The sequence below is a fragment of the Collinsella sp. OM08-14AT genome, from assembly GCF_003438115.1.
Lineage (GTDB): Bacteria > Actinomycetota > Coriobacteriia > Coriobacteriales > Coriobacteriaceae > Collinsella.
Genome location: NZ_QSTE01000001.1, coordinates 103,049 through 117,074, shown reverse-complemented (window position 1 = coordinate 117,074; position 14,026 = coordinate 103,049). Strand labels below are relative to the sequence as shown.

The following is a 14,026-nucleotide window of genomic DNA, read 5'->3' as shown; positions in this document are numbered from 1 at the left end:
CTAATTCTCCTTCGTCATCTTCTCGAGGAACAGCAGTTGTGCCTCGCGAACACGCCCGATTCCATCTTGAGCAGCGGGAGCAGAACGCCCACACAACTCACTGACAAGGGCGCTCGCAGAAGTAGAATCGACCGCAACGCTTCTCCAAGGTTCTCCTACCTTGCTTAATAGATCCCTCTTGCGGAAGTCGCTAGAATTTGATTTGGGTTCAAAAGACACAAAACGCTTTCCGAATAGCAGTGAAAACGCCGTTCCATGGAAAGAGTCCGTACAGACAAAAGAAGCGCCCGCGAATAGCTTAAGGAAATCCTCAGGGCCAGCATCAGTAATCATCTCGGGCTTAAATGAGTCCCGCCCATAACGCACATTTATAACCTTCAAGGGCAATCCAAGCTCAGATGCAACCTGCTCAGTAAGCTCCAAATATCGAACAGAAGCCTCTTTATTAATGTAGTAGCCCAAAACATACCCACGGTCTTCAACCGAAGTATCAACAGCTTGAGCCCAACGCTTTGAATCCAAAAGGAACACGGGGTCGTCAACCACCTCGGGCGACCGCCCACATAAGCGATTAACCACGGGCGCATCAGTATTCTCTCTTACACAGAGGACATCGAAAGAAGCTAGGTCATCTGAAAAGGGAGCTAATTCAGTTTCAGTAGCGCTGCCGAGACTTGCCGCAAAACTGCCCTTACGAGCCGACGTTTCAAAGGGAAATAGGAATGCTTCATCGAAATCCGCAATATTAGGATTGAAAACTTGGTCACTGCCAGAGATAAGAAGGTCAAAACCTTCCTTATTAACAAAGTCGCGCATCTCTTCAATAGCGTAAAACCGAGGCGTCAAGTGAAGGTGAGACGACTCGTATTCAGCAAATTTACGCTCCTTAGAGCGCCTTTTAAGTTCAAAAGGAAGCAACGCGACATTAACCGCTAAATTTGATAGAAAACCATCCCTTTTGTGATGAAGGGAGTTATTGCGCTCCTGACGAACATTTTGATAGTTAAGCACCCAAACATCATGACCCATGGAGCAAAGCTGCTCTTGCAGTGCGTAGCACTGCAAGATCGCACCGTAGTTGCGGGCAAAATGGTAGGTAATAATTCCAATTTTCATTTAATAATTCCCAATCAAATATTACTCCAGCGAGCATTCCAACGTTAATCTGCCCAACACGCGACTTCGGAAACAGGCATTCTCCAAGCAACGGGTCTCGCGAACGTTTCTTTTGGATAGCCAAATCCGACGACCGCAATGATCACTTCATTTGCTGAAATGCCTAAGGACGAGCGCATCTCTTTTCCCGAGTCACCAACAACCCACTGGAAAATACATGAACCAATCCCATAGGCCTTTAAAGCCAAAACAAAGGACTGGAGATAGATGCCGCCGTTGATAAACCATTGGTCATATTCGGCACAGGAAAACAGGGAAGTATCAGCAGTAATAACTGCCCATTGGAAAATTGATTGCTCAAACCCTTTATTGCCACGCACGGCAGCGGAGACAACCTGAGCAGATTTTGTTCCGGAAAAATACACACGGCTTGGTTGGCGGTTGCACGCCGAAGGCGCGCTCTGCGCAAGCTCAACAACTTGCGTCAGCGTTTCCTGAGGAACAGGGGCCGAATCAAATGACCGAACACTATGTCTCCCGTTAATAAAATTGATCGCATTCTTATCGCAATCAGAGACAGAAGCAAAAGAATCGGAAACAATTCCAGCCCTATCACTCAAGTCAATTCGGCCAACTTCATATGAAGTTTGTTCAGCGAGCGATTCAAAACCAGGCTGCCATTTAGAGCAATCAAGTCCAAGCTGAGCTCGACGAACAAGCCAGTTCTCAAGTGCCGCCATGGACTCGGTAAAAGCATATGAATGATTATCAAAAGAAGGATCTTTTGCTGCAAGTGTTAAATAATCAAGGAGACGGTCGGCCTTTTGTGTTCCAAAATCATTGCGGCAGCCCTCGATACAAAGAGCCTTCTCGAAAGAATGAGCAATAAGAAGAGAGTCTCTGTACAAGGTGTCTAAAGACCTAAAGTCTTCGCAAGCAAGCAAGCGATTCGATTTAACAGCAAACGACAATCTTCGAATTTTATTGTATGCAGGCAGTACTGCAGTCTTTATGTCCATACCCACTCCTAAGACGCGTGTTGTTTGTCGGTATAACGAAACTAATTACTTTTTGGAGGACAATGAGGAAAACAAAAACGAGATATACATCAATACTCTGCGTGAGCAAGGCAAGAATCACAACGAATAGCATCGCTTCTGTCGAAGCGCTTTTTACACAGTCCGTAAGATGGCAAAGGGCAACGATCAGCACACAGCTCAAGAGAAGACCAAAGTATGAGAAGTTAATGATGCACATCTCGAACCAGCATGGCGTTGTGCCAGCCGGAAGCTCGGATATTGGCAATCCTAGAATTGAAGATGTTAAGTATTGGTAATCCTGATATGGTTTGCTAGGCCAAAATGATCTAGGGACCCAAATAAATAGTGTCGAGAGAAACGACTGACCGTAATAATCGAGTATATGATCACCTAAAAAGAACTCATGATAGATTACATATTTTGTAACATCATCTCTGCCAAAATCAACGCGGAGCATCTCATAGACGCTATTGAAACCCGTATCCCGCAATGGTCGAACAACAATTAGATAAAAGGATGAGAAGAAAAGGAGCGCGCAAAGCGCGAGCGGAAAGAAGACCCTCAACTTTTTTCTCTGTTCAAGAGCAGGATTTCTTCTTAGATAGAAAAACAGATACAGGACAATTAATATCGCAAGCATGAATCGTTTGCCAGAAATCCAACCAGTAACAATCGAGTAACAGACAATAAGAACTAAATTGGCGACCGTCCCCAACCTGTCCTGACGAAAGAACAGGGAGCAAAAAGAAATTACACTTAACAGAAGCAGTTCCGCAACGATCATACTTACGCCGCTAGACGCAACTCCACGAGAAACCGAGTCACCATAAGTTAGATAAGAGCTGACATTGCCGGTAAGCAAAATATATAAATATGGAGAGATAATAAACAGACACATTACAACTTTATTGTCAAATAACGCCCCTCCCCATTGTTTTTGAACTTTAATCTTCTTTTTTTGATAGTAATTTGAGTAGAAAAACAATGAAGTGCAGGCCGATATAAGCAAGAGGTCATAAATGGCCGACACATAGTCATTGGCCATTGGGGCTATAAAAGGTTTATACCAGTAAACTGTCTGGTAACTTGGCCTACCAATTGCATAATCGAGCAAAATAGGTAGGCAACAGAACGCCCATAAAATTAAATATACATAGTTTGCAATAGAAACCTGTGACTTCATAATTAATCGATTATAAATTACGCACAAATAAAATGAAGAAAGCAGGATCAGCATCCAGTCAAGGGCAACTCGCCAAAGCTCCATTAATCGTCCGCCTCGTCAAATGCACCAAGACTCTGCAGCAGCGATTTCATAACAGCAAGATTATCTGTTCCATTAAAGAAATCATATGCACAGGATCTAAATTGACTATATTCATGATCGATTTGCTTAATAGCGTCGGCTATTGATTCGGGTTCAAAGTCAACGCACTTACCGCTGCCGCTGGCCTCAACAGTTGAAACCAAGCCCGGCAAACGATTGGCAAGCGTAGGGAGGCCAAATGCTGCATACTCATATATTTTATTAGGCGCGCAAAAGGCTTTATTAAGCGATGTGTCATCATAAAGCACAACGCCAATTCGCGACCTAGCTGTAATTTCCAAATGCTTTGGCGCTGGAACAAAACCATACACAAAAGTATCCCGGTAAATCTCCTTCATTCGTTCAGTCGTACCGTAGCGATCTTTTCCCATAAGAACGAAAGCGTAATCAGACTCCATCATACGGAGAGCCTCAGCAATGGGCGCAACATATTCAGGACGCTGGAATAGCCCCTGGTAAAGAAGGATCTTTCTTCCGTCAAGTTCATCTAAAATCTGCTTTGTATCGTTTGTTGAAACAGAGGGGATTTCACCTGCTTTAAGCCCGTATGGCTTATTCGGAAAAACTGAGGGGAGCGAATTCAGACCCCATTTAATTTTCATATAGTAGGCACGATTTAACTCGCAGCACGTAACTGCAAGAGCCTTGCGACAAACCGCCGCAAATAGTCGTTCTTTTGTCGGTTGATCATCACACAGCTCAAGCGCCGTGGCCACATAAGGAATACCGGAAAGTGCCCCGTAAAGCGGAAGCACAGATTCAGCAGTTCCAAACCAGATAAGGTAATCCATTGGCTCTTTTTTTAGTCGAGTGAGAACGGCTTTGCGGAAATGAGACCAGTTATTCAATGTATCCAATTTTCCGCCAACGCTCAGATGCGGATCAACGAGCTCCGCAAAAGGAATACCCTCGCCTTTTAGTATTTCCTTAGCCGTATCCTTGCTGGAACCAAACCAAACTTCAATCTGTACGCCCAAATCTTTAATCATTCTTATTTGTGACATACAGGGGGGATAGAACGCCAAGTCGGACTTAACAATATATATAACCCTCTTAAACATAAAGCTCCTCGTAAAGATTGCTAACTCGATTTGCGTAAGTCTCATAGCTTCGGTCTTCTTGAAGAGAAGGCAACAAGCGTCTGGTTGACTCGCAAAGCATTTCGTAATAATTACTGTCTTCTAGTTTAGAAATCGCCTCACAAAGAGAGGAAACGTCGCCATTTTTAAATAGAAGACCATTTACGCCATCCCTGATATATGCAATAGCTCCACAGGTCTCGGGAACAATTGATGGAATGCCAGAGGCAAACATGGCTTCAAGGCATACTAAAGGAGAAGCTTCGTACCAGGATGAAGTCATCACCAAAGCCTTATTTGATTTGAACTGGTTTGCGAGTACATCTTTATCACACCAACCCAAAAAATTTAGGTTTGGGTAAGCATCTCTTAGTCTCTCGAACTCAGGACCGGATCCACATAATGTTCCTGGCAAGCCCAGAGAAGAAAGCGCCTTACAAAACAGCTCGGGATTCTTCTCCTTATCAAAACGGCCCACAAACAAATAGCCGTTCTTTTCAGATGGCACACCAAGCGAAAGCTCCCCTTCAACAGAAATAGGATTGGGAAGAATGCACGGCATGCCATCATCAAATTCACTGCCACGCATAATGCCATAGGTAAAATCCGAAAGATAACAAAATTTTGGATGGGCACGCTTAATTGAACGATTTTGAAGAGCGATGCGAACCACTCGATACAGCTTCTGCGCATAGCTCCTCTTATCGCAATTGCATCGAATGCACTTTGCGGAGCATGCTTTCAAATGGCAGATTCTATGCTTCTTGTAATCGTAAAACCCACCATTAGGACATACAAGAAAATACTCATGAAGCGTCACGAGGACCTTGAAGCCAGAATCGGCAATAGCATCAAAAATTGAAGATGAAAGAGCATGGGTCCAGGAATGAACATGTACGACAGTGTCATCAGGATTGAATTGGCTTAATAAGGCGCAAAACCTATCGTAAGATTTTTTACTGTGCAGGCCACTAAGGGCACCGGCAATCTTGTTAACTGACTCGAGAAAAGGCTGTTCATTTGCAACAACAACCTTGAAATCGTCAAGTCGACTATGAATTGGCCCGCAACCAGCAAAGTAAACAACGTTATACCCGCGGTCACGGAGAACCACGGCGGTGATGTAAGCGATTTGGGCGGTACCGCCAAAATTATCAGCCGTATCATCAACAATAATGACGTTTTTGACTCTTTTGTCCATCAATTTATGTCTCCGTTTGCTAGATGCAAATATCGCCTCAAAAGCCAATCGGCCTGCTGTTCAATGTCGTAATTTGCAAATGAACCGGGAAGAGTGGAATCGCGCTCCTCATCAGGCTTTTTTGAAAGAGAGCAAATCTCATCGGCCCACACAACAGGGCTGTCAATCGACAAGAACTTGCATTCCCCCGTTACGTCCACTTCGCGCGTAATCGCATCACTCAGCAGACACGGCAGGCCAGAGGCCTGTGCCTCGACGCCGACGAGGCCCAGGCCTTCGTAAAGGCTTGGCAGAACGAACGCATCAAACGCCTGGTACAAACGATTGACATCGTTTCTCTGTCCCAAAAACTTAACGCGATCGGTAAGGCCGCGTTCGTCCACCAAGGCCTTTACGGAGGCCCCGGCTTCGCCGGTGCCGACAAGAAACAGGACAGCATCGTCGCGGCGTTTTGCGACCTCAGTAAAAACGTCGATCAAAAACGCATGGTTCTTCTGAGCAGTAAAACGTCCCACATGTCCAATGGCGAACTGGTTACCGACGAGGCCCAGGTCGGCTCGCGCTTGCGCGCGAGCCTCCGCATTGAAGCGGAAGCGGTCCAAATCGATTGCGTTGTACACGACCTCGAAGTGTGCAGCTTTACCGAATAACCATTCACCAGCAAATTTGCTACACGCAAAACGGTGGGTCGGGTACAGATTTGATTGAGTTTTCAGCACAGCCTTAAGGGCGTTCTTGGCATACTCACCCTTGCCGCTCGTAGAGTGGCTATGGGCAATACGTACAGGAACGCCAGCCTTCTTTGCCGCACGGAGAGGAAAGACTGAAAGCGCATTAATGTGGCTGTGAACAATCTTCCATCCCTCTTGTTTGAAGAGGCGCTGGAGCTCTCGTTGGTATTCGGCTACATGCTGATAGGGCGGAATCTCAAAGACCCTGCCACCGAGGGATTCAATTTCTTCGCGCGGAACAAGCGTCGAATCGGAATCAACAAGAAAGTCAAACTGCACTTTGCCGCGATCGATATGGCGGTAGTAATTCATGACGACGGCCTCAACGCCACCGCCAAGCATCTTGCCCACGACCTGGGCGACGCGGATGGGTTCTCCTTGACTCATCGCCCGGTCCTCCTTTTTCCAAACATGGCACCGAAGGTGCCGGTGAAACATTTCCAGTCCATGCGGAAGCAGCGGTTCCGCACATAATTGAGCTCGATCTTCTGGCGCTGGCCGCTTTCGAAGGTCGCGGCGTTGCGGTCGGTGGCCTGCCACAGGCCCGTAATGCCCGGGGTGACGCTCAGCAGCTCCTCCCTCTCCTCGTCGGTGAAGTGCTGCTCCAGCTCGTCGCGCGTGATTGGGCGCGGGCCGATGACCGACAGATCGCCCTTGAGCACGTTGAGGAACTGCGGCACCTCGTCGATGGAGCACTTGCGGATGAACTGGCCCACCTTTGTGATGCGTGGGTCGTTATCGACCTTGCGCTCCAACTCCCACTGGTGCAGCTGCTCGGGGCTCAGGTACTTCTGCACATCACCTGCATCAGAGACCATGCTGCGGAGCTTAAGCACACGGATCACCCGGCCTCCCCTGCCCACGCGCTCCTGCGTGTAGACCGGGCAGCCCGGGGACTCCGCGCAGATTGCGGCGCAGACACAGGCCATGGGAATCGCCAGCACCGCGGTGCACCCGGCGCTGAAGGCTATATCGAACGTTCTCTTGCATATGCGATAGAAGAGGGTTCCCGTTGGTTTCCTAGGCATGGGCTAGCACCCCGCCAACGGAAAAGTCTCGGGAGATGCCTCTAGCAGGCACCCCCCCCGTTATCATTTCGACGACCGTGAGCGCCACGATCTTCAAGTCGGTGGCCACCCCGCGCTTGGCGATGTACTCAAGGTCGCGGCGGACCATGCCGTCGAAGTCGGTGTCGTTGCGGTCCGTAACCTGCCACCAGCCGGTGATACCGGGCTTGACGGCAAGGCGCTGCAGGTCGAACTCCGTGTACTCGGCCACCTCGTTGGGCAGCGGCGGGCGCGGGCCCACGACGGACATTTGACCCAGGAACACATTCAGGAACTGCGGGAACTCGTCGATGGAGTGCTTGCGGATGAACTTGCCGATCTTGGTGACGCGGGGGTCTTCCCTCATCTTGAACATGGCGCCGGCGATCTCGTTTTGCCCCTTGAGCTCGGCGAGGCGCTCATCGGCGTCCTTGTACATGGATCGGAACTTCCACATGCGGAAGGTGGACAGGCTGCCGTCGCGGTGGGTCTGGCCCACGCGAATCTGGCTGTAGAACGGGTTGCCCTCGCTCTCCAGGCGGATGGCCGCGGCCAGCACCAAGCTGGGCACGGCGATGACGGCCAACGCGCAGCCGCTGAACACGATGTCGAACGCGCGCTTGATAGAGCGATAGGCCAGGCGCGAGTTGTCCCAGTCCATGATGGATTGCATAGCCTTGTAGCTGCCGGCGCCCTCGCGCCGGCCAATGGCCTGAGCAATCAACGCCGCCCCTGCGGGCGCATTGCTCTCTGTCACTTCTTTATTAGCAGTCACGATAAAACATACGTCCCTGTCCCCAGGAACCCCCCGTCCATGAATTCAAAAAACGAATGATTAGCCGGTGCAACGTCTCCCTTACGTTTTGCTGGGCACGTCGAGCGGAAGTAACTCCCTAAATGCGGAGTCGCCTTCGCCCACGTCTACCAGGCACCAGCGTTTATGGCGGTCGATCTTTTTAACACGTGCCTCTTGCCCCACCAAGGGGCCCTGCTCTATGTGCAACACGCCGCCTTCTATGCGGGCGACGCTGTTGCGCACCACGCCGTCGTCGTCGAGCACGCTGCAATACCAATCCTGCGCATCGTCCGGCATGGGCATGTACGCCCGCTCCCTACTGCCGGCGATGCGACAGCCAAAGCTCAACTGGGCCAAAGCTCTATCGAGCGCGGCGGCATCGTGCGTGACGACGAAGAAATATTCCTTGTACATGGGTTTGGTTTGGAGCGACCATGCACCGTCCCGCTTAAACCAGAACTCCTTTTGCATCACAAAAGCGTCCTGCATCAAGTTGTGCGGGATAATGCGGCGAACCTTTTCGCAGGTCTCGCGCTCTTTTCCATGGGGGGTGTGGATCAGATACCAGCGGACGCGGTCGTGCTGGCTTTTGGTGGTGGCGCCGTTAAATGCGCCAGGCAGCTGCTCTTGGCGCCGTGCCATCTGTTCCATGTTCTCGCCCCCTCTTTTGGCTTTGCGATGTACGCAAATGCAGGGGCGTTTAGAACAGGCTTCTCGCTCGCAGCTAGGCGCAGTCGCAAAAGTACAGGTTTTTGTATCTTTCGACAGATGACATTATACAAGCAATTAATCAGCGTTTGCCCAGATTACTCAAAATGTACTGCTAGTAGGTACATCTCCATACCCCTCTATAAAAACCTGTACCTTTTTGTGCAACAAAAAAAGCCGCTCAACCAGCGGCTTTTCTTATTTTGGTAAGAAAAAAGGCGACCGCCCTTTGTGGACGGTCGCCTTTATTAATTGTTGTGAAGTTTGCCTTAGGCGCGGGTCTTGATCTCCTCGGTCACCTTGGCAACAAACTCGTCAACGCTCATCTGAACGGTCTCGTTGGAGCGATCGCGGACGGAGATGTTGCCGGCCTCGACCTCCTTCTCGCCCAGGATGAGCATATAGGGCACGCGGTCGATGCTGCGGGCCTCGCGGATCTTGTAGCCGATCTTCTCGTCGCGATCGTCGCAGACCACGCGAATGCCGGCCTCCTCCAGCTTGGCGCACACCTCGTGGGCGTAGTCGCGGCTCTTCTCAGACACGGGAAGCGCCTTGACCTGCACGGGAGCCAGCCAGGTGGGGAACTTGCCCGCAAAGTGCTCAATCAGAATACCAATGAAGCGCTCGATGGAGCCAAAGCATACGCGATGCAGCATGATGGGGCGCTTCTTGGTGCCGTCAGCGTCCACGTACTCCAGGTCAAAGTTGAGCGGCATCTGGAAGTCGAGCTGGACGGTGCCGCACTGCCAGGTACGGCCGAGCGAGTCCTCCAGGTGGAAGTCGATCTTGGGGCCGTAGAAGGCGCCGTCGCCCTCGTTGACCTCGTAGTCCATGCCCAGCTTCTCCAGAGCGGTGCGCAGGCCCTCCTCGGCGCGAGCCCAGTCCTCGTCCGAACCCATGGAGTCCTCGGGGCGGGTGGAAAGCTCAACGTGGTACTTAAAGCCAAACTTCTGGTACACGGAGTCGATGAGGTTGACCACGCCCACGATCTCGTCGGTCAGCTGGTCGGGACGCACAAACAGGTGGGCGTCGTCCTGGTTAAAGCAGCGCACGCGGAACAGGCCGTGCAGGGCACCGCGCAGCTCGTGGCGGTGCACCAGGCCAATCTCGCCAGCGCGGATGGGCAGCTCGCGATAGGAGTGCGGCTTGGAAGCGTACACCAGCACGCCACCCGGGCAGTTCATAGGCTTAATGCAGTACTCTTCGTCGTCGATGACGGTGGAGTACATGTTGTCCTTGTAGTGGTCCCAGTGGCCCGAGGTCTTCCACAGCTGCTTGTTCATGATGAGCGGCGTGGAGATCTCCACGTAGCCGGCCTTGTGGTGAATCTCGCGCCAGTAGTCAAGCAGCGTGTTCTTAAGGATCATGCCGTTGGGCAGGAAGAACGGGAAGCCGGGGGCCTCGTCGCGCATCATAAAGAGGTCCATCTCGCGGCCGATCTTGCGGTGGTCGCGCTTCTTGGCCTCCTCCAGCATGTGCATGTGCTCGTCGAGCTCCTCCTTGGTGGCAAAGGCGACACCGTTGATGCGGGTGAGCATCTTGTTGTCCTTGTCGCCCTTCCAGTAAGCGCCCGAGACGCCGGTGAGCTTAAAGGCCTTGAGCGCCTTGGTGTAGCAGATGTGGGGGCCGACGCACATGTCGATGTAGTCGCCCTGCTGGTAGAAGGTGATGCGGGCGTCGTCGTCCAGGTCGCCGATGTGCTCGACCTTGTACTTCTCGCCGCGCTCCTCCATAAGGGCGATGGCCTCGGCGCGGGGCTTCTCGTACACGGAAAACTTGAGGTTCTCCTTGACGATCTTCTTCATCTCGGCCTCGATCGCGGGGAAGTCGTCCTCGCTGATCTTGACGCCCTCGGGCAGGTCGACGTCGTAGTAGAAGCCGTTGTCGGTCGCGGGGCCGTAGGCAAAGTCGGCCTCGGGGTACAGGCGCTTGATGGCCTGCGCCATGATGTGCGCGGCGGAGTGGCGGATGACGTGCGTGACCTCGTCCTGCGGGAGCTCGGCCACCGAACCGTCATTGTAGAGTGCCTTCATGGGTATGTTTTCTCCTCTCGGATGCCTGATGCAAGTGCGTGCGATGCGCTCGGCGTTTTAACTTGCATCATTATAGGCAGGTTACCTTGGTATACAAGCGCCCGCCGCACCTTAATGGCACGGCGGGCGATTTTCTACGCATGCTTCATCGTGTGGGCGCGGGGTGTGGGACGCGCGTGGCTTGCGGCGTGCCCGTGGCTTGCGCGGGACGCGCGGTGCCCCTAGCTTGCGGCCGGCCCGGCGATGGATGCGTTACTGGATGCGAGTTCGGCAGTAGGGGCAGACCTTCCAGTGCGCATCGAGCGGGCGATGGCAGCTGGGGCACACGTTGCGAACCTGGGTATCGCACACCGGGCAGACGACGAAGTCCTTCTCGATGGGCGCGCCGCACTGCGGACAGGTGCCGTACTGGGCAAGCTGGCGCTCGCGCAGGGCCATGTCCAGCTCCTGCTCCTCGCGATCGGACGCGTAGGAGTGCGGGCGCAGGACCAGGTAGGCAATGAGGCCCACAAACGGGATGAGGGCGATGATGCCCCATGCCACGTAGGCGCTGGCGCCGCGGCGGCGAGCGTCGATGAACACATAGACGACCGACAGCACATACAGGGCGATGATAAAGCCAACGAAGGCGTAGACGACGCCCATAAGCTGCGGCGACATGAGCTCGGAGATGTACTTGGACATTACGGGTACCTTTCGGGATATTAACACTCCGGTCAAGTTTACCACGGGGTTTGTTTATATGGGACCACGGCTAGGGGCGGGGCTGGTGCGGACACAAACATCTCAATCTGTAACAGATGGAGGCGGAATCCGGGTCTAGATGTTACAGATTGAGACACAGGGGCCCCTCCCCGACTTCAATCTCGACCTGTAACAGTTACTCGGCAAAATCGGGTCCAAATGTTACAGATCGAGACAAAACATCCCCTCGCTGGCTTCAATCTCGATCTGTAACAACTGAGGCCGAATTTCCTCTCTTACTGTTACAGATCGAGACCTTCAAAATCCGTCGGAAGGTTTGTCTCAATCTGTAACATCTAGAACCCAAATCCTCAGCTAACTGTTACAGATCGAGACAAAGAAAACCGTCCGCACCGAATGTCTCAATCTGTAACAGTTACTCGGCAAATACAGTCCCAGATGTTACAGATTGAGACAAACCATTCTCTCCCCAACTTAAATCTCGAACTGTAACATCTGGAACCCAAAAACAGTTCTTACTGTTACAGATCGAGAAGAACGTGCGCCTGTGGACTCAACATCTCAATCTGTAACAGGTAACGGCGCAGACCGCGAGGTTGGGCGGGAAGATCTCGCGTTCTAACGTGGCCGGCATCCGTGCTGAGCCGGCCCACGCCTGCCGTTGGCGGATGCAGTGGGGCTGTTCGCCGCATTGCCGCTGCACTGGGGGTCTGCAGACCGTAGCATAGTCCTATTGACAGCCTGTCAACTTGTCTGGGAGGCACTGTGACAGAAACGTTTGATATCGCGGTTGTGGGCGCGGGCATCACCGGGTGTGCCATTGCGCGGCAACTCGCGCGCTATGACCTGACCATTTGCGTGGTCGAGGCGGCCAACGATGTCGCCCTGGGCGCATCGAAGGCCAACGGCGGCCTGGTACACGCCGGCTACGATCCGGCGCCGGGCACCGTAAAGGCGCAGGTCAACGCCCGCGGCTGCGAGCTATATGGCACGTGGGCCCAGGAGCTTGGATTTTTGTTCCGCCGCACCGGGTCGATGGTGCTGGGGTTTAACGACGAAGACCGCGCACACCTGGAGAAGCTGCGCCAGAATGGCGTGGCCAACGGCGTGCCCGAACTGTCGATTATCGGCCCCGAGCGCATCCGCGAGCTGGAACCACGCGCGAGTGCCGAGGCGACGTGCGCGCTGTGGTGTCCCTCCACTGGCTTTGTGGATCCGTTTGAGGTCGCCATCGCTGCGCTGGAGAACGCCGTGGCCAACGGCGTGACGTTTATTCGGTCGGCTCCGGTGGAAGCAATTGAGGTTGCCGGCGGCGAGGCTACCGACGGGGCTGCGCACTTTACGCTGGTGACGCCTGTCGGCGATGTGCGCTGCCGCTATCTGATCAACGCCGCGGGCAACGGTGCAGCGGACATCTCGCATATGGCGGGCGCCGAGGAGTTCCAGATGGTCTGGCGCCAGGGCAACATCGTGGTGCTGGACAAGGAGCCGCGCGCGCTCATGCCGCTCTACCCCGTGCCCACGCCAGTGTCCAAGGGCGTAATCGTCACGGGCACGGTCCACGGCAACACCGTGATCACCGCGACGGCTGCCGTGCGCGAGCCGGGCGACACGCAGACCTACGCAAGCGATGTGAACGCGCTGCTGACGGGAGCACGCAAGCTGGTGCCCGATCTGGACACGCGTCGCGTGGTACGCGCATTTGCCGGCGGGCGTCCGGTCATCAAGGGAACAAACGACTTCTTTATTGGGCAGTCCGCCGTGGTGCCAGGCCTGTTCCAGGCGGCGGGCATTCAGTCGCCAGGCGTGGCGAGCGCGCCGGCCATTGCCGAGCGCATGGAGCACGTGATGCGCGAGGCGGGCGTTGCTTTGCGCGAACGGGCCGATTGGGATCCGATTCGACACGCGCCGGACGACTTCGACCGTGCGCCGCTTGCACGCAAGGAGGAGCTCATTGAGTCCGACCCCGCATGGGGGCAGATCGTCTGCCGCTGCGAGACGGTGCCCGAGGCCGAGATCGTGGCCGCGATTCGACGCCGCCCGGGTGCGGTTTCGGTCGAGGGCGTCAAGCGGCGCTGCCGTGCGGGCATGGGTCGGTGCCAGAGCGGCTTTTGCCAGAGCCGCGTGGTTGCGATCCTTGCCCGCGAGCTGGGCTGCGACCCCAGCGAAGTGCTGTTGGAGGATGCCGGATCTTGGCTGGTCGAGGGACCGCTAAAGGGGGTGCGCTAGGATGGCGACGTTTGA

General features: G+C 53.4%; 12 protein-coding genes. 1 reads left to right on the top strand and 11 read right to left on the bottom strand.

Annotation, left to right across the window (positions count from 1 at the left end; translation table 11 throughout):
- The 11 genes from DXC18_RS00505 to DXC18_RS00455 all read right to left on the bottom strand — a co-directional run bounded on the left by DXC18_RS00505 (nt 1) and on the right by DXC18_RS00455 (nt 11,761).
- Nucleotides 1–1,116, bottom strand: coding sequence for a polysaccharide pyruvyl transferase family protein (locus tag DXC18_RS00505; RefSeq protein WP_117716008.1), 1,116 nt, complete (start codon nt 1,114–1,116; stop codon nt 1–3).
- Nucleotides 1,117–1,160: 44 nt separating this feature from the next.
- Nucleotides 1,161–2,135, bottom strand: coding sequence for a nitroreductase family protein (locus DXC18_RS00500; protein ID WP_117716007.1), 975 nt, complete (start codon nt 2,133–2,135; stop codon nt 1,161–1,163).
- Nucleotides 2,098–3,201, bottom strand: a complete 1,104-nt coding sequence (locus DXC18_RS00495) for a hypothetical protein (RefSeq protein ID WP_199412153.1) — start codon at nt 3,199–3,201, stop codon at nt 2,098–2,100. The genes DXC18_RS00500 and DXC18_RS00495 overlap by 38 nt, the downstream gene beginning before the upstream one ends.
- A gap of 221 nt (nt 3,202–3,422) precedes the next feature.
- Nucleotides 3,423–4,544, bottom strand: a complete 1,122-nt coding sequence (locus tag DXC18_RS00490; RefSeq protein WP_158551903.1) for a glycosyltransferase — start codon at nt 4,542–4,544, stop codon at nt 3,423–3,425.
- Nucleotides 4,537–5,763: a glycosyltransferase family 4 protein gene (locus DXC18_RS00485; RefSeq protein ID WP_117716004.1), complete on the bottom strand. Its 1,227-nt coding sequence runs from the start codon at nt 5,761–5,763 to the stop codon at nt 4,537–4,539. The genes DXC18_RS00490 and DXC18_RS00485 overlap by 8 nt, the downstream gene beginning before the upstream one ends.
- Nucleotides 5,763–6,881 carry a glycosyltransferase family 1 protein gene (locus tag DXC18_RS00480; RefSeq protein ID WP_199412152.1) on the bottom strand — a complete coding sequence of 373 codons (1,119 nt, stop codon included), beginning with the start codon at nt 6,879–6,881 and terminating at the stop codon, nt 5,763–5,765. The genes DXC18_RS00485 and DXC18_RS00480 overlap by 1 nt, the downstream gene beginning before the upstream one ends.
- Nucleotides 6,878–7,522: a sugar transferase gene (locus tag DXC18_RS00475; protein WP_117716003.1), complete on the bottom strand. Its 645-nt coding sequence runs from the start codon at nt 7,520–7,522 to the stop codon at nt 6,878–6,880. The genes DXC18_RS00480 and DXC18_RS00475 overlap by 4 nt, the downstream gene beginning before the upstream one ends.
- Entirely contained in the window at nt 7,515–8,297 is a 783-nt protein-coding gene (locus DXC18_RS00470) for a sugar transferase (protein ID WP_233508958.1), read from the bottom strand. Before DXC18_RS00470 ends, DXC18_RS00475 begins: the two co-directional genes overlap by 8 nt.
- A 99-nt stretch (nt 8,298–8,396) precedes the next feature.
- Nucleotides 8,397–8,987 (bottom strand): hypothetical protein, encoded by a 591-nt coding sequence (locus DXC18_RS00465; protein WP_117716002.1) that lies wholly within the window; start codon nt 8,985–8,987, stop codon nt 8,397–8,399.
- Nucleotides 8,988–9,313: 326 nt separating this feature from the next.
- Entirely contained in the window at nt 9,314–11,077 is a 1,764-nt protein-coding gene (thrS, locus tag DXC18_RS00460) for a threonine--tRNA ligase (protein WP_055251577.1), read from the bottom strand.
- A gap of 252 nt (nt 11,078–11,329) precedes the next feature.
- Nucleotides 11,330–11,761 carry a zinc ribbon domain-containing protein gene (locus tag DXC18_RS00455; protein WP_055251579.1) on the bottom strand — a complete coding sequence of 144 codons (432 nt, stop codon included), beginning with the start codon at nt 11,759–11,761 and terminating at the stop codon, nt 11,330–11,332.
- Nucleotides 11,762–12,547: 786 nt separating this feature from the next.
- Here DXC18_RS00455 and DXC18_RS00450 point away from each other — a divergent pair.
- Nucleotides 12,548–14,011: an NAD(P)/FAD-dependent oxidoreductase gene (locus DXC18_RS00450; RefSeq protein ID WP_117716001.1), complete on the top strand. Its 1,464-nt coding sequence runs from the start codon at nt 12,548–12,550 to the stop codon at nt 14,009–14,011.
- Nucleotides 14,012–14,026: the final 15 nt, after the last annotated feature.